14 protein-coding genes and 4 tRNA genes are annotated in these 14,924 nt (G+C 60.9%); 5 read left to right on the top strand and 13 right to left on the bottom strand.

Going from position 1 to position 14,924, the window contains the following annotated elements; translation table 11 throughout:
- Window positions 1-62 precede the first annotated feature (62 nt).
- From nusG to ACB034_RS15685, 7 genes are all read right to left on the bottom strand, one after another.
- Complete coding sequence (gene nusG / locus ACB034_RS15715; protein ID WP_005306318.1) at window positions 63-614, bottom strand: transcription termination/antitermination protein NusG; 552 nt, start codon at window positions 612-614, stop codon at window positions 63-65.
- 9 nt (window positions 615-623) lie between these two features.
- A complete protein-coding gene (secE, locus tag ACB034_RS15710; protein WP_026456245.1) occupies window positions 624-995 on the bottom strand; it encodes a preprotein translocase subunit SecE in 372 nt (123 codons plus the stop codon).
- Between the two features lie 60 nt (window positions 996-1,055).
- Window positions 1,056-1,132 (bottom strand) — tRNA-Trp (locus tag ACB034_RS15705).
- A gap of 53 nt (window positions 1,133-1,185) precedes the next feature.
- Window positions 1,186-2,370 (bottom strand): elongation factor Tu, encoded by a 1,185-nt coding sequence (tuf, locus tag ACB034_RS15700; RefSeq protein WP_061476754.1) that lies wholly within the window; start codon window positions 2,368-2,370, stop codon window positions 1,186-1,188.
- Between the two features lie 93 nt (window positions 2,371-2,463).
- Window positions 2,464-2,538: transfer RNA gene (locus ACB034_RS15695), tRNA-OTHER, on the bottom strand.
- Window positions 2,539-2,542: 4 nt separating this feature from the next.
- Window positions 2,543-2,617 (bottom strand) — tRNA-Gly (locus ACB034_RS15690).
- Between the two features lie 38 nt (window positions 2,618-2,655).
- Window positions 2,656-2,740, bottom strand: a tRNA-Tyr gene (locus ACB034_RS15685).
- 263 nt (window positions 2,741-3,003) lie between these two features.
- Here ACB034_RS15685 and coaA point away from each other — a divergent pair.
- The gene (coaA, locus tag ACB034_RS15680; RefSeq protein ID WP_026457408.1) at window positions 3,004-3,942 is read left to right on the top strand and encodes a type I pantothenate kinase; all 939 of its coding nucleotides are present in this window, start codon (window positions 3,004-3,006) and stop codon (window positions 3,940-3,942) included.
- Between the two features lie 74 nt (window positions 3,943-4,016).
- Here coaA and birA read toward each other — a convergent pair whose 3' ends face one another.
- The gene (birA, locus tag ACB034_RS15675) at window positions 4,017-4,982 is read right to left on the bottom strand and encodes a bifunctional biotin--[acetyl-CoA-carboxylase] ligase/biotin operon repressor BirA (protein ID WP_371173214.1); all 966 of its coding nucleotides are present in this window, start codon (window positions 4,980-4,982) and stop codon (window positions 4,017-4,019) included.
- Complete coding sequence (gene murB / locus ACB034_RS15670; protein WP_371173213.1) at window positions 4,979-6,016, bottom strand: UDP-N-acetylmuramate dehydrogenase; 1,038 nt, start codon at window positions 6,014-6,016, stop codon at window positions 4,979-4,981. The genes birA and murB overlap by 4 nt, the downstream gene beginning before the upstream one ends.
- Before the next feature lie 127 nt (window positions 6,017-6,143).
- Here murB and ACB034_RS15665 point away from each other — a divergent pair, with 127 nt between their 5' ends.
- Window positions 6,144-6,797, top strand: a complete 654-nt coding sequence (locus ACB034_RS15665) for a TrkA family potassium uptake protein (RefSeq protein WP_026457411.1) — start codon at window positions 6,144-6,146, stop codon at window positions 6,795-6,797.
- Window positions 6,794-8,149 carry a TrkH family potassium uptake protein gene (locus ACB034_RS15660; RefSeq protein ID WP_371173212.1) on the top strand — a complete coding sequence of 452 codons (1,356 nt, stop codon included), beginning with the start codon at window positions 6,794-6,796 and terminating at the stop codon, window positions 8,147-8,149. Before ACB034_RS15665 ends, ACB034_RS15660 begins: the two co-directional genes overlap by 4 nt.
- Window positions 8,150-8,188: 39 nt before the next feature.
- Here the strand turns inward: ACB034_RS15660 and ACB034_RS15655 are convergent, their stop codons facing one another.
- Window positions 8,189-9,022: a cupin domain-containing protein gene (locus ACB034_RS15655; RefSeq protein ID WP_371173211.1), complete on the bottom strand. Its 834-nt coding sequence runs from the start codon at window positions 9,020-9,022 to the stop codon at window positions 8,189-8,191.
- Window positions 9,023-9,125: 103 nt separating this feature from the next.
- Here ACB034_RS15655 and ACB034_RS15650 point away from each other — a divergent pair, with 103 nt between their 5' ends.
- Together ACB034_RS15650 and ACB034_RS15645 are read left to right on the top strand one after the other, a co-directional pair.
- Complete coding sequence (locus ACB034_RS15650; protein WP_042025191.1) at window positions 9,126-9,659, top strand: carboxymuconolactone decarboxylase family protein; 534 nt, start codon at window positions 9,126-9,128, stop codon at window positions 9,657-9,659.
- Between the two features lie 13 nt (window positions 9,660-9,672).
- Window positions 9,673-10,113 carry a DUF417 family protein gene (locus tag ACB034_RS15645; protein WP_371173210.1) on the top strand — a complete coding sequence of 147 codons (441 nt, stop codon included), beginning with the start codon at window positions 9,673-9,675 and terminating at the stop codon, window positions 10,111-10,113.
- A gap of 40 nt (window positions 10,114-10,153) precedes the next feature.
- On the opposite strand, the gene ACB034_RS15640 is transcribed toward ACB034_RS15645, so the two are convergent.
- The 3 genes from ACB034_RS15640 to ACB034_RS15630 all read right to left on the bottom strand — a co-directional run bounded on the left by ACB034_RS15640 (window position 10,154) and on the right by ACB034_RS15630 (window position 14,710).
- Window positions 10,154-12,124 (bottom strand): DNA topoisomerase III, encoded by a 1,971-nt coding sequence (locus ACB034_RS15640; protein ID WP_371173209.1) that lies wholly within the window; start codon window positions 12,122-12,124, stop codon window positions 10,154-10,156.
- A gap of 67 nt (window positions 12,125-12,191) precedes the next feature.
- Window positions 12,192-12,686, bottom strand: coding sequence for a response regulator (locus ACB034_RS15635; protein WP_201942202.1), 495 nt, complete (start codon window positions 12,684-12,686; stop codon window positions 12,192-12,194).
- 59 nt (window positions 12,687-12,745) lie between these two features.
- On the bottom strand, window positions 12,746-14,710 hold the full coding sequence (locus ACB034_RS15630; protein ID WP_371173208.1) for an ATP-binding protein: 1,965 nt from the start codon (window positions 14,708-14,710) through the stop codon (window positions 12,746-12,748).
- Window positions 14,711-14,924 lie beyond the last annotated feature (214 nt).

The following is a 14,924-nucleotide window of genomic DNA, read 5'->3' as shown; positions in this document are numbered from 1 at the left end:
AGGGGCAGCGAATTATAGAGATATTCGCTGCCCCTGACAACCGTTAAACGTACAGAATTCGATCAGCCTTTTTCGACCTGACCAAAATCCAGTTCAACCGGAGTAGAACGACCGAAGATCAGTACGGAGACCTTCACGCGGCTCTTCTCGTAATCCACTTCTTCAACGGTACCGTTGAAGTCGGCAAACGGACCATCGGCAACCCGTACCATCTCACCCGGTTCAAACAGGGTTTTCGGACGCGGCTTGTCGTGGGCATCCTGCAGACGATTCAGAATGGCATCGGCCTCTTTGTCGGAGATCGGCGCCGGGCGGTCGGAAGTACCGCCGATGAAACCCATGACGCGCGGTACGTTGCGTACCAGGTGCCATGTGGTTTCATCCATGATCATCTGGACCAGGACATAACCCGGGAAAAATTTGCGCTCACTCTTGCGCTTCTGGCCGGCACGCATCTCGACCACTTCTTCGGTCGGGACCAGTACTTCACCGAACATGTCTTCCATGCCATGCATCTTGATATGTTCACGCAGAGATTTGGCAACACGGCCTTCATAGCCGGAAAATGCCTGCACGACATACCATCTCATACGTTGTTCACGTTGTTCAGTCATGGCTTATCCTTACACACCGGTAATCAGGTTGACCAACCAGACCAAGGCACCGTCCAGAACGAACAGCAGCAGGCCCATCACGGCAGTCACCGCCAGCACAATCAGGGTTGTCTGAATGGCTTCCTGACGGGTCGGCCATACGACCTTGCGGACTTCCAGGCGAGACTCACGGGCGAATGCCAGTGTTGCCTTTCCCTTGGTGGTTTGCAGGGCCACTGCACCAGCAGCAGCAATCACAACGACCACACCCAGGGCGCGGACGGCAACCATGACATCACTCAGCAGATAATTACCCACTACAGCGGCCGCCAGGATAATGAAAACCAGGCCCCAAAGCAGGGTATCCTTGCTTCCGCCCTGGCTCTCAGAACTAACACTCATACAACCCACCTGTATCTGACGTAACCAAAGACACAAAAGCCCCGTACGAGACGAGGTATATGGCAGGGGCGGCAGGACTCGAACCCGCAACCATCGGTTTTGGAGACCGCTGTTCTACCAATTCGAACTACGCCCCTGCATAAGAAAGCCCCTATTATAGGGGCTTTGCTTTATTTATGTAAGCCAAAGATTAAGCGATAACTTTAGCTACAACACCAGCACCTACGGTACGGCCACCTTCACGGATGGCGAAACGCAGGCCGTCGTCCATCGCGATCGGCGCAATCAGGGTAACAACCATCTTGATGTTGTCGCCCGGCATGACCATCTCTACGCCTTCCGGCAGTTCGATGGTACCGGTCACGTCGGTAGTACGGAAGTAGAACTGCGGACGGTAGCCTTTGAAGAACGGGGTGTGACGACCACCTTCTTCTTTGGACAGTACGTACACTTCGGATTCGAACTTGGTGTGCGGCTTGATGGTGCCCGGCTTGGCCAGGACCTGACCACGCTCTACGTCTTCACGCTTCACGCCACGCAGCAGTGCACCGATGTTCTCGCCTGCACGACCTTCGTCCAGCAGCTTGCGGAACATCTCAACACCGGTACAGGTGGTCTTGGTGGTATCTTTGATACCCACGATTTCCACTTCTTCACCTACTTTAACGATACCGCGCTCTACACGACCGGTTACTACGGTACCACGGCCAGCGATGGAGAATACGTCTTCGATAGGCATCAGGAACGGCTGGTCAATCGCGCGCTCCGGCTCCGGGATGTAGGAATCCAGGTGACCGGCCAGCTCGATGATCTTCTCTTCCCACTGAGCTTCGCCTTCCAGCGCTTTCAGTGCGGAACCACGGACTACCGGCAGGTCATCACCCGGGAAGTCGTACTCGGACAGCAGTTCGCGAACTTCCATCTCGACCAGTTCCAGCAGCTCTTCGTCATCGACCATGTCGCACTTGTTCATGAACACGATGATGTACGGAACGCCTACCTGACGACCCAGCAGGATGTGCTCACGGGTCTGCGGCATCGGGCCGTCAGTCGCAGCTACTACCAGGATAGCGCCGTCCATCTGGGCAGCACCGGTGATCATGTTTTTAACGTAGTCGGCGTGACCCGGGCAGTCTACGTGAGCGTAGTGACGGGTAGCGGTGTCGTATTCTACGTGGGAGGTGTTGATGGTGATACCACGCTCACGCTCTTCCGGTGCCTTGTCGATCTGGTCGAAGGCGAAAGCTTTACCACCGAAGTGCTTGGCCAGCACGTTGGTGATAGCAGCAGTCAGGGTGGTTTTACCGTGGTCAACGTGGCCGATGGTACCCACGTTAACGTGCGGTTTACTACGCTCAAATTTTTCTTTAGACATGATCGTCCCTCTAAACTAACGCTGAGTACGCGGTGGCAAGCTAACCACAGAACAGTTTATATGATGGATTTGAATCTGGTGGGGAAGAGAGGTTGGTGCTGACAGGCAGATTCGACTGCCGACCTCACCCGAGGGTGTAGCTCTTGGTATCGCCTGAGCCATATCAGCATCTTGGAGCGGGCAGCGGGAATCGAACCCGCATCATCAGCTTGGAAGGCTGAGGTAATAGCCATTATACGATGCCCGCATTTCTCTAACCCAAAGAACTCAAACCGCAGAGAAATATGGTGGAGGGAGAAGGATTCGAACCTTCGAAGGCAGAGCCGTCAGATTTACAGTCTGATCCCTTTGGCCGCTCGGGAACCCCTCCAAATACCAGATTGTCACAACGGTAATTCTGCTTGCACCCGTTGTTTTTATCGCTTTTGCTCGGCAAATAGACGACAGACATCTAAGCGTCGCGCATTTTATTGTAAGGATTTGGGGGATGCAACCATTGAGCCCGGCAAAAAGTGCTTTATTGCCGCCAAGTTTGCAAAAACATGGCGACAAATCGGGCAATCCCGCCAGGTCGCTTGTCGCTCTCCCACCCTTGGTGTATGGTCGCCGTGCCCAAGAAACAGTGACGACACCATGACGACAGAGCATAACCCCTATCTGCAATTCACCCGCGAACAATGGGCGTTATTGCGCGATTCGGTCCCCCTGACCCTGACCGAGCACGATCTGCAGACCCTGCGCGGGATCAACGAGAAGGTGTCATTGCGGGAAGTCGAAGAGATCTATCTGCCGCTCTCCCGTCTGCTCAATCTCTACGTCAAGGCCAAACAGCGTCGCAGCCGGGTGCTGGAGCAGTTTCTCGGCCAGTCCCGCGGCAAGGGCACCTACATCATCAGCATCGCGGGCAGCGTGGCCGGTGGCAAGAGCACCACGGCGCGTATTCTGCAAGCGCTGCTGGAGCGCTGGCCGGAGCACCCGCGGGTAGAGCTGGTTACCACCGACGGCTTTCTCTATCCCAACAAGGTGCTGGAGGAGCGCGGCCTGATGCGCCGCAAGGGATTCCCCGAGTCCTACGATATCCGTCATCTGGTGGAGTTTGTCGCCAACATCCGCGCGGGCCACGAAAAGGTGGAGGCCCCCGTCTATTCCCACCTTATCTACGACATCATTCCCGACGAGAAGAAGGTGGTGGAGCAGCCGGACATCCTGATCCTGGAAGGGCTCAATGTGCTGCAAAGCGGCATGGACTACCCGCAGGATCCGCACCGCGTGTTCGTGTCTGATTTCGTCGACTTTTCCATCTATGTGGATGCTGATGCCGAGCTGCTGCGCACCTGGTATATCGAACGTTTCCTCAAGTTTCGCAGCGGCGCCTTCTCGGATCCGGACTCCTACTTCCACCACTATGCCAAGCTGGCGGAAAGCGAAGCGACCCGGATTGCCGGCAACATCTGGCAAGATATCAACTATCTGAATTTGCAAGAAAACATCCTACCAACTCGGGAGCGAGCCAACCTGATCCTGACCAAGGGGCAGGAGCACGCCATCGAACAGATCAAACTGCGCAAGTGACGGCTTGAACAGACAACGGATAAACGCAGAGGGGGCCAGTGGCCCCCTCTTCGTTTATAACTGCCACGGTACCCTCAGTCTCCCCGGCGCAGGGAGATTTCACCGCCCAGATAGAACTTGATGCCCTCCTCCGTCTCCAGACGCAGGGCACCGCGATCGTCGATCCCCCTGGCGATGCCGCGGATCTCCTGATCGCCCATCAGCAGACGGACAGGGCGACCGGCAAAATGATCGAGCCGGTTCCACGCGTCGACGAAGCTCCCCAATCCGCTCTGTTCGAAGGTCTGCATGGCAGTTTGCAGACGTTCTATCACCCGGGCAGCCAACTGGTTGCGATCAACCAACTCGGGGTTGATGTGGCGCAGTTCGGCCCAGGCCTGATCAATTCTCTCCCCTTCCCGGGCAGGCATGGCCAGATTGAGCCCTACCCCGATCACCAGATGGCAACTGGCACCGGCACTGCCGCTCATCTCTACCAGAATGCCCGCCAGCTTGCGCCCCTGATAGTAGAGATCGTTTGGCCACTTGAGCTCAACTCCCTGATAACCCAGGGACTCCAGCGCCTCCACCACGGTAACGCCCACTGCCAGGCTCAATCCCATGGCAGCAGCCATCCCCTGCTCCAGCCGCCAGTACATGCTCAAGATCAGCTGGCAACCAAACGGCGAAATCCACGGCTTGCCACGACGACCACGGCCGGCGGTCTGGCACTCGGCCAGGCAACACTCGCCGGCGCGGGCCTGGTTGACCCGCTCCAGCAGGAACTGGTTGGTGGAATCGATGACCGGGAAGCAGTGGATTGGCGCCATCGGGGCCAAGGCTTGCAACTGGGCCTGATCGTAGAGGGCCAGCGGCACGGCCAATCGATAGCCCTTGCCGGTCAGACTGAACAGATCCAGCCCCAGACCCTTGAGGGCCGCCATATGCTTGCTCACCGCCGCACGGCTGATGCCGAGTTGCTCACCCAGCTGCTCACCGGAGTGGAACTGGCCGTCGCTGAGCAGGGAAATCAGAGTCTGTCTGATGGGAGTCAATGTCATGCCAGCACCTCGTCAAGCCAGGTTTCCCCCTGCGCCCCCATGAAGCGCACCTCGTGCTCCAGCACCACGCCAAACTTCTGCTCCACGCTGTCACGCACATGGGCCGCCAGGGCGATCAGCTCCATGGCGCTGGCGTCCCCCAGGTTGACCAGTACCAACGCCTGCTCCTGATGGACGGCGGCGCGACCAATGGCAAAGCCCTTGAGGCCGCACTGATCGATAAGCCATCCCGCAGCCAGCTTGGCCTCACCGTCGCCGGCCGGATAGCAGGGCATCTGTGGATACTGCTGCTTGAGCCGCTGCGCCAGCTCGGCCGGCACCACGGGATTTTTGAAAAAGCTACCCGCATTGCCGAGCACAGCCGGATCCGGCAGCTTGGCCATCCGGGTTGCGCAGACTGTATCGAAAATAGCCCGGGCCGTTGGGTATTCACCAAGGGCTGCCAACGGGCCGTAGCCCGCAACGGGTTGCCACGCCTTGGGCAGATGCAGGCCGACGGCGGTGATTAGGTGAGTATCCTGATACTCATGCTTGAAGATGCTGTCGCGATAGCCGAAACGGCACTGGTCCGCCGCGATCCGCTCCATCTCACCGCTCTGCCAGTTGAACGCATCCACATAGTCGCAGAAGGTGGCCAGCTCGACGCCATAGGCACCGATATTCTGCACCGGTGCGGCGCCGACCGTACCCGGGATCAGCGCCAGGTTTTCCAGTCCATGCCACCCCTGCTGCAGGGCATGGCACACCAGCTGATGCCAATCCTCGCCCGCGGCCACATGGAGCAACCAGTGATCGCCGCCATCCTGCATCTCGATCCCTTTCAGACGGTTGAGGATCACCAGCCCGAGGAAATCGGTGGTAAACAGCACATTACTGCCGCCGCCCAGGGTCAGACGCGGCAAAGACCCGAGCTGGGGATCGGCGCGCAGGTTGCCCAGATCGGCGACCTGCTCCACCTCGGCCAGCCAGAGGCAATGAGCATCGAGGGCAAGGGTGTTGAGACTCAACAGGGAGGCGTTGGCATTCAGTTTCATCGGTCTGTCCCGGCTTGGTGCGAAGGCGCAGTCTACCTCAAGTTGGTCGATGACGAAAAACCTGGGCTCTTTCCGGCCGAATAACAGTGGTTTAGAGTAGACAGATCCAACTGTTGAGGAACCACTCATGAACAACCAGTTTGCCGTCATCGGCCTGGGCCTGTTTGGTAGCGCTCTGTGCGAAGAGCTGCAGCGACAGGATGCCGAGGTACTGGCTATCGACATCGACGAGAGCAGAACCCGCCAGATCGCCACCCTGTGCAACCATGTCATCGTCGCCGATGCCACCGACGAGGCCACTGTGGCCGAGCTGGGGCTTGCCAACTTCGACATCGTCTTCGTCGCCATCGGTGACAATCTGGAGACCAGCATCCTCACCACCCTAGTGCTGAAAGAAGCCGGCGTGAAGAAGGTGTGGGTCAAGGCGCGCGACAAGTTTCACGCCAAGATCCTGCAGAAGGTGGGGGCCGACAAGGTGATCAACCCTGAATGGGACATGGGACGCCGGGTCGCCCAGAGCATGCTCGACAACCGCCTGTTCGACTATCTGGAACTGGGCCATGACATGGTGCTGACCGAGTTCGTCATCGGTCTGCAGTTGAACGGCAAGGCCCTCAGCGACTTCCACCTGTTGCAACAGAGTGACTTCCAGCTGCTCGCCATCAAGCGCGGCGAAACCCTGCACAACGTGCTGACCGGCAAGATGGAGCTGCAGCTGGGAGATATCCTGATCCTGGCTGGCAACAAACACGCCATCGATCACTGGCTCGAAACCCTATGATCAACTGGCGCAGCAATTACACCTTCGCCCTGTATCAGAAGGATGAGTCCCGCTGGAGCGAAGCCCGGCTGATCCTCGGCAGCTTTCTGATCATCCTGCTGGTCGGCACCATCTTTCTGGTGCAGCCCTCCAGCCACAAGGGCGAGGTCACCTTCATCAACGCCCTGTTTACCGCTACCTCGGCCATCAGCGTAACTGGCCTCGGGGTCGTGGATACAGGTACCGCCTTCACCCTGCAGGGGCAGATCTTCCTGCTCATCCTGATGGAAATTGGCGGTCTGGGCCAGATGACCATGACCCTGTTGCTGATCGCCATGTTCAGCAAGCGGGTCGGCCTGCGCCAGCAGGTGCTGGCCAAGGAGGCGCTGGGCCAGGAGGGATCGGTCAACATAGTCCAGCTGGTCAAGCGCATCGTGCTGTTCGCCTTCATCGCCCAGCTGATCGGCACCGCCATCATGGCCATTCGCTGGGTGCCCGAGATGGGCTGGGTCCACGGCCTCTACGTCAGCTTCTTCCATGCGGTATCGGCCTTCAACAACGCTGGCTTCTCGCTGTTTGCCAACAATCTCATGGACTATAGAGATGACCCTCTCATCAGCCTCACCATCGCCGGCCTGCTGATCCTGGGGGGGATAGGCTTTACCGTCATCGTCGATCTGGTACGCAACCGCCGCTGGCGCAGGCTCAAGCTCCACAGCAAGCTGATGCTGGTGATGACGCCTGCCCTGCTGCTGATCGGTACCCTGATGTTCTGGCTGCTTGAGCACAACAACCCGGGCACTCTGGGTGAAGCCAGCCTGGGCAGCCAGTTGCTGGCGGCTTTCTTCCAGTCGGCCAGCGCCCGGACGGCGGGTTTCAACTCCATCGACATCGGCCAGATGGTGCCCGCCTCCCTGCTGTTCATGATGATGCTGATGTTCATCGGGGCCGGCGCCACCTCCACGGGGGGCGGTATCAAGGTCACCACCTTTGCGGTGGTCCTGCTCGCCACCAAGGCCTTCTTGACCAAGCGTCCCCACGTCACTGCCTTTGGCCGCACCCTGTCGCCCCAGATAGTGACCCGCTCGCTGGCCATCATCATGGTCAGCGTCATGGGGTTGATGCTGGCCATGTTCCTCTTGATGATCACCGAGGATCTGCCGTTCGACAAAATCATGTTCGAGACCATCTCGGCCTTTGCCACCGTCGGCCTCTCCACTGGTATCACCAGCTCCCTGAGCGAGCCGGGCAAACTCATCCTGGTACTGGTGATGATCTGTGGCCGTCTTGGCCCCCTCACCCTGGCCTTCATGCTGGCTCGCCCGGCCGAGACTCGCATCCGCTACCCGGAAGAGGGTGTCTACACGGGTTGATCGATCATGAGAACGGGGCAGCCACTGGCTGCCCCGTTTCTATTCTGCCCGCTCCCGCTGTGCCTTGAGCCAGCGCCCCGGACTCACCCCCAGCTCCCGCTCGAACGCCCGGCCGAAGGCGACACTGCCGCTGTACCCCGCCCCCAGCGCTACCTGCACCATGGACTCCCCCGCCAGCAACTGCTGGCAAGCACGCGCCATGCGCCAGCGGGTCAGATAACCGAGCGGCGCCTGACCGACCCGCTCCTGAAACCGTGCGGCAAAACGGGCTCGCGACATGCCGGCCTCCCGCGCCAGCGTGGCCACGGTCCAGGGTTCATCTCCGCGCTGATGCATCGCCGAAATAGCTCTCGCCAGCTGGGGATCGGACAGACCCGCCAGCATCCCCTGCTGGCACGCCCCCTGTTCGACCAGATGGCGGAGCAGCAGGATCAACAGCACCTCCAGCAGGCGGGAGAGCACCGGCTCCTGCCCATAGCGGGGGTGAAATGCCTCGTCAAACAGCTGATCCAGCACCGGCGTCAGGGCAGGCAGCGCTCGCAGCGGCAACACCAGCGAGTCCGGCAACGCCTGCTGCAGCGGCGATGCGCCCCCCTGCCCGAACGCCACGTTGGCACACACCAGATCGCAGCCCCCCAGCTTTCTGGGCTCAAGCCTGTGCCGGCGCCCCCGGGGAAACAGGATCAGAGTCGGCTCCTCGAGCAGCAGGCTGGCGCCCCCCTCTTCGCGCAGCGTCAGGGCACCGCTGCGCAGCAGATGGAGATGTCCGCCGCCCGGGTAGTCGTCGCTGGGGGAGTGCTGGCACAGGTTGCCGGCGAAGAAGAGTCTGGCTTCGGGGGTGGCATGGGCCAACAGAGTGGAGAGCGGATCCATATTTGAGACGAATAGTATCTATTTAAAGACAATGGGTGATAAACCGTATCACGAACGACGGCACACTGTCTCCCGTACCTTCACCAACTCACAGGAGTACATCATGAGCCGTATCCAACCCGTATCCCAGCCGCAACCGGCTGCCGCCCCGACCCTGGCCACCCTGCAACGCACTCTGGGCATGGTGCCCAACCTCTACGCCACCCTGGCCCACTCGCCAGCCCTGCTCAACGGCTTCCTGGCTTTTGCCGATGCCCTCGGCAAGGGACGCCTCACCGCCCCCCAACGAGAGCTGCTGGCACTGGCCATCGGCCAGGCCAATGCCTGCCAATACTGCTTGTCTGCCCACACCCTGCTGGCGGGCAAGGCCGGATTCTCGGCCCAGGAGATCCGCGCAGCCCGTCTTGGCCAGGCGGCGGATCCCCTCGATCACGCCCTGCTGCAGCTGGCTACGGCGCTGGTCAGCCAGCGTGGTGTCATCAGTGACGAGCAGTTGGCGAGCGCCCGCGCTGCCGGTGTGGATGACGAGCTGCTGCTGGAGGTGCTCGGACAGGTGGTGGTCAATACCCTGACCAACTATGGCAACCATCTGGCGGCGACCGATATCGACTTCCCGCCCGTCACCCTGACCCCTTAAGCGAGGCTCCCCCATGCAGCAACATGACAAAGGCTTTCTGATCGCCCTGGCGGGCGTGGTGTTGACCCTGCTCTGGATCGGCGTGTTCAAGTTCACCCCGACCGAGGCGGCCGCCATCAAGCCACTGGTAGCCAGCCACCCCTTGATGAGCTGGCTCTATGGTCCCTTGTCGGAACAGGGCGTATCGAACCTGATCGGGCTGGCCGAGATAGTGATCGCCATCGGGCTGATCGTGGGTCTGTGGCAACCCCGCATCGGTTACTGGAGCAGCATGGGGGCTATCGTCACCTTCCTGGTTACCCTGAGCTTCCTGCTGACCCTGACAGGGGTCTGGAAGGTGGTCGACGGCGTGCCGGTCACCGAGTTCTTCATCTTCAAGGATCTGGTGTTCCTCGGTGTGGTTCTGCACTACCAGCACAGGATCCGCGCCAACTTGCCCGCCCGGGCAGCCTGACAACAATGCCTTTGGCGCCCAGGACGGGCGCCTTTTTTCGTCATGCCGCCCTGGTTTGGCGCTTGCTGGTCGTTTTGCGTGGTCGGGATCCGCCGGTCGTGCTGGCCGTCCCCTTGCGCCGGGTGAAACGCCGCTTGGCTGCGCCGGGCGCCTCCCTGGGCAGGGCGCTGAAACCGGCCCCGGAATCCTGCCTGGCTCCCTCCACCAGCCCGTGCAACTGTTCGGTCAGCGGTCCCATGAACTGCTGGTAGCTGCCGTGGCGCTCGGCAATCCGACCGAGACTCTGCTCCCATAACGCCGTCATGTCCGGGGTAGTGGCGCTGGTCGGCAAGGCCTGGATCAGCGCCCGTCCCGTGGGAGTCGCCTTGATGACCTTGCCCTGACGCACCAGGAAGCGACGCTTGAACAGCAGATCTATGATGCCGGCCCGGGTCGCCTCGGTGCCAAGGCCATCGGTCTCCCGCAGGGTCTTGCGAATCTCGGGATCCTGCACATAACGGGCAATCCCCGTCATGGCAGCCAGCAGGGTGGCATCGGTAAACGACTTGGGCGGCTGGGTCATCTTCTCCAGCAGCTCACCCCGCTCGCATAACAGTTGCTCTCCCTCCTTCAGAGCGGGCAGAGTGCCGGCTTTCTCTTCATCGTCATCTTCTTCCACCCCGAGCAACGCCTTCCAGCCGGCCTTGAGGATGCGACGCGCCTTGGCATGGAACAGACCGCCGGCAATACGCAGCAGCACCTTGCTGTCGTTGTACTCGAACGGCGGATAGAACTGCAGCAGGTACTGGCGGGCGATGAGGCCATAGAGTTTGGCCTCGTCAGCCCCCAGGCTCCCCTCGTTGCCGCGCTTTTCGGTGGGGATGATGGCGTGGTGGGCATCTACCTTGCTGTCGTTCCACGCCTTGCTGCGGATCTTGCCGTCCGCCTCGCTCACCGCCTTGGCCAGAGCGGGGGCCGTGGCGGCGATAGCCTCACGTACCTGGGGGGCCCGGCTGAAGTGATCGCTTGGCAGATGGCGGCTGTCTGATCTGGGATAGGTGATGAGCTTGTGGCGCTCATAGAGGCTCTGGCACACGTCCAGCACCCGCTTGGCATCCATGCCGAAGCGCTTGGCCGCATCGATCTGCAGGCTGGAGAGGTTGTAGGGCAGCGGCGCCGCCTGCTTGCGAGCCTGCTCTTCCACCGACTCCACCTGCGCCGGCTGGCCGTTGATCCTGCTCACCACCTTGTCGGCCAGCGCCCGGTTGAGCACCCGCCCCTCCTCATCCTGCCAAGGCAGGCAAGCCTCGGAGGGCAACCACTTGGCGGTGAAGCGTTCGTTGCCATCGGTCACCAGATGAGCCAGCACCTCGTAGAAGGGCTTGGGGACAAAGGCCTCTATCTCGAGATCCCGGCGCACCACCAGCCCCAGCAGCGGGGTCTGTACCCGCCCCACCGAGAGCAGCTCGCTGCAGCCCGCCTTGCGTCCCAGCAGGGTGTAGGCGCGGGTCATGTTGATGCCATAGAGCCAGTCGGCCCGACTACGGGCCAGCGCCGACACCGCCAGCGGCACGAACTCCTTGTTGTCCCTGAGCTTGTCGAGGGCGCGGCGCACCGCCGGCGGATTGAGATCGCTGATGAGGCAGCGCTGCACCGGCTTGGTTTTGGGGTAGCCGAGAAAATCGATCACCTCGTCCACCAGCAGCTGCCCCTCCCGGTCCGGGTCACCGGCGTTGACCACACAGTCGGCCTGCTTGATGAGGCGTTTGATGACGGTGAGCTGGGTCCTGGTCTTGGGCTTGGCCACCAGTTGCCACTGATCCGGCACTATGGGGAGGTGTTCCATCCGCCACTGCTTGAAGGCGGCGTCATAGGCATCGGGCTCGGCCTGCTCCAGCAGATGGCCGATGCACCAGGTGACCACATCCCCCTGGGCAGTTTCGATGAAACCCTCCCCCTTCTTGTGGGGCTTGGGCAGTGCATCGGCTATGGCGCGGCCGAGGGTGGGCTTCTCGGCGATAAAGAGTCGCATCTGTGGCTACCTGCAATACTGTATATGCAGACAGTATACAACCCAGTGCGGCAAAGCCCAACCGCCGCTATTCGTCGAACGGATGGTCGTGAATGGCGGCAAACAGCCTGGCCTGGTTAAGCAGGGAGGCGTAATGGAAGGCGTTGTCGCCATCCTCCGCCAGCAGATAATCGGTGAGTTGCTCCCGCACCGCCTCTTGCAGCGTCTCCAGCTTCCACGGCTTGGCCAGATAGTAGTGCAGGCCGCCGCGATTGACCGCCTCGACGGTCGCCTCCAGCCCCGCCTGACCGGTCAGCAGCAGCTTGCGGCTGGCCCGGGTACTGGCGCGCTGGTTCAGCTCGATGAGAAAGTCGATGCCGAGAGTCCCCGGCATGATGTGGTCGCAGAGGATCAGGGCCAGTTTGCCTCCCTCGCTCTCCCACTCATCCACCACGGCGCGCGCCTCGTCGACACTCTCGGCGGCTTCCAGCTCGAAGTGGGTACGGAAGGGGGCGAGATCGTGGATCACCGCTTCCAGCACTTCCCGCTCGTCATCCACACACAGGATCAGGTAGTTTTTCATTGTTTTTCCTCCTTGGCGGCATCTCGCGACGGCTCCGCCGGTTGATGTCGGCGGCCGCGTCAGGCCGCGTGTTCCTTGTAATGATTTTCTCCCCCATGGCTGGCATGCCCCCTGCCATCCAGCGGCAGACAGACCCGCATCCGGGTGTAGCGGCCAGGTTCGGAGGCCACCTCGATCCGGCCGTGGTGCTGCTGCACTATCTGCAACGCCACGCTCAGACCGATGCCGAGGCCAAAATGGCCCTCTCGCTTGGTGGTGAAGTTGAGATCGAAGATCCGCTCCCGCAGTTCGGGAGGAATGCCGCAGCCCGTGTCCTCCACCTCCACCATGACCCACTCGGGATCCAGCAGGGCGGTGCGGATGGTGAGCCGGCCCGGGCCGCTCATGGCATCCAGGCTGTTGCCGATGAGGTTGGTCCACACCTGCTGCAGGGCGATGGGATGGCAGCGCACCGGCGGCAGCGGCTGGTACTCCTTGCACAGCTCGTGCTGTTTGAGGCGGTTTTCGAAGATCATCAGGGTATCTTCCAGCCCCTCGTGCAAGTCCACCAGCGAGGGCTCATCCCCGTCCTGGCGGGCATACTGTTTGAGACTCTTGACCAGATCGCCAATGCGGCGAGCACACACCTCTATATTGCGCAGAAAGCTGCCGGTCTGTTGGAACAACTCCAGCTGCGCCAGCAGGGCCTCCCGCTGTGCGCCAGTGCGGCCGGCAAACCAGCGTTGCCAGCTCAGCTCGTCATCCAGATGCATCTGCACCGCCAACCGCGCCTGCTGGCGATCGCCGAAACGTCCCTCCGCCTGGCGGGTCTTGTCGCGGATCTCGCTGGTCGAGACCGGTTGGGCCGTCAGGGCCTGGCAGAGGGTCTGGTTGCCCAGCGCCTTGATGGCGGCGGGCAGCTCGAGGTTGACCAGATCGGGGATGGCGGCCCGCAGGGTTTCGCTGCCGCGGATGATGGCCGCCACCGGATTGTTGAGCTCATGGGCTACGCCGGCCACCAGCTGCCCCAGCACCGCCATCTTCTCGCTCTCCACCAGCTGGGCATAGGCCGCATCGAGGGAGTTGAGGGTCTGCTGCAACCGGATCTCGGTGCGGATGCTGTTCTGCAGGCGGCGGTTGAAGTGGCGCAGCAACAGGCTGGTAAAGGAGGGAAGCAGCTCGCTGCGGGCCTGCATGACACGGGAGAATTGCAGCTTGTCGAGCTTGATCACCTCGGCCCCGGTCAGGGTCACAGCCGTGGTGAAGGCCGGTTCGCCGGTGACGAAGGACATGCCCCCCACCAGGGAGCCGGTACGATAGTGCACCACCTCCTGCTCGATCCCCTGCTCATCGCGCTTGCGCAGCACCACCTCCCCCTTGGCGATGAACCAGAGAAAGCGGTTCGGCTCCCCTTCCCGGGTCAGCACATGGCCCGGACTGTAATGGAGACAGACCTTGGCCTCGTCATCTCCTTCGAAGAACTGGTAGAGCCCCTCGATCACCACCCGGGAGAGCTCTTCATCGCTGCAATGGGTGTAATCCATGAAGCCCTGGCGGTACTCGGCCATCTTGCGATCGACGTGAGCTCGCAGCAGCTTCTGGTTGTCGAGCACGGCGGCATAGCTCAGCAGATCCACCTCGGGGTGCTGCAGCACGAAGTGACTGGCCTGTTCGATCACCGCCCGGCGCAGACTGCCATCGCGCCAGGGGAGCTGCAGGTAGTAGTCGAGCCGGCCCAGGTTGACCGCCTCTATGATGGATTTCATCTCCGGCTGGCTGCCCAGCAGGATCTTGCGGCACGCATCGTGGCGATCGCCAAGGTGGATGAGGAAGTCGGCCCCCCGGCCATCCCCCAGATCGCTGTCGCACACCACCACGGCGGGCAGTTGCCCCTTGCCTTCCAGCTCGTCCAGCGCCTGTTCGGCGGACTGCTGTCCGGCCACCACCACCAGATTGAAGTGACTCAGCAACGGGGCCAGCTCCTGCTCGAACTCGGCCAGCATCTGCACATCGGCGGCAACACACAACAGGGAGAAGGGGCTCATCAGCGACGCTCCATGGGGGCTCACTCATGACTATATCAATGAATCCGGGAGGGTTTTGCGAGGAGGCTAACAGCTGCAAAGGAAAGAGTCAGAAAACAGGCTGCGATCAGGGCGGTGAATTTAATTCAGCAATAATTCAAAAAAATAAATTAATCACGAAGTGTGACGCCATTCAAAAAATATAAAGCATGACAAAGGTCAACGTCTTACAACC

This window comes from Aeromonas sp. S18(2024), assembly GCF_041402525.1.
GTDB classification, from domain to species: domain Bacteria; phylum Pseudomonadota; class Gammaproteobacteria; order Enterobacterales; family Aeromonadaceae; genus Aeromonas; species Aeromonas enteropelogenes.
The sequence above is the reverse complement of the archived record's forward strand: the minus strand, read 5'-3'. Positions and strand labels throughout refer to the sequence as shown.

Bases quoted from the DNA above. Each gene is read 5' to 3' on its own strand.
- coaA (WP_026457408.1), top strand. From the start codon at position 3,004: ATGACGACAGAGCATAACCCCTATCTGCAATTCACCCGCGAACAATGG.
- ACB034_RS15655 (WP_371173211.1), bottom strand. From the start codon at position 9,022: ATGGATCCGCTCTCCACTCTGTTGGCCCATGCCACCCCCGAAGCCAGA.
- ACB034_RS15660 (WP_371173212.1), top strand. From the start codon at position 6,794: ATGATCAACTGGCGCAGCAATTACACCTTCGCCCTGTATCAGAAGGAT.
- tuf (WP_061476754.1), bottom strand. From the start codon at position 2,370: ATGTCTAAAGAAAAATTTGAGCGTAGTAAACCGCACGTTAACGTGGGT.
- nusG (WP_005306318.1), bottom strand. From the start codon at position 614: ATGACTGAACAACGTGAACAACGTATGAGATGGTATGTCGTGCAGGCA.
- ACB034_RS15640 (WP_371173209.1), bottom strand. From the start codon at position 12,124: ATGCGACTCTTTATCGCCGAGAAGCCCACCCTCGGCCGCGCCATAGCC.
- murB (WP_371173213.1), bottom strand. From the start codon at position 6,016: ATGAAACTGAATGCCAACGCCTCCCTGTTGAGTCTCAACACCCTTGCC.
- ACB034_RS15665 (WP_026457411.1), top strand. From the start codon at position 6,144: ATGAACAACCAGTTTGCCGTCATCGGCCTGGGCCTGTTTGGTAGCGCT.
- birA (WP_371173214.1), bottom strand. From the start codon at position 4,982: ATGACATTGACTCCCATCAGACAGACTCTGATTTCCCTGCTCAGCGAC.
- ACB034_RS15630 (WP_371173208.1), bottom strand. From the start codon at position 14,710: ATGAGCCCCTTCTCCCTGTTGTGTGTTGCCGCCGATGTGCAGATGCTG.
- ACB034_RS15650 (WP_042025191.1), top strand. From the start codon at position 9,126: ATGAGCCGTATCCAACCCGTATCCCAGCCGCAACCGGCTGCCGCCCCG.
- ACB034_RS15635 (WP_201942202.1), bottom strand. From the start codon at position 12,686: ATGAAAAACTACCTGATCCTGTGTGTGGATGACGAGCGGGAAGTGCTG.
- ACB034_RS15645 (WP_371173210.1), top strand. From the start codon at position 9,673: ATGCAGCAACATGACAAAGGCTTTCTGATCGCCCTGGCGGGCGTGGTG.
- secE (WP_026456245.1), bottom strand. From the start codon at position 995: ATGAGTGTTAGTTCTGAGAGCCAGGGCGGAAGCAAGGATACCCTGCTT.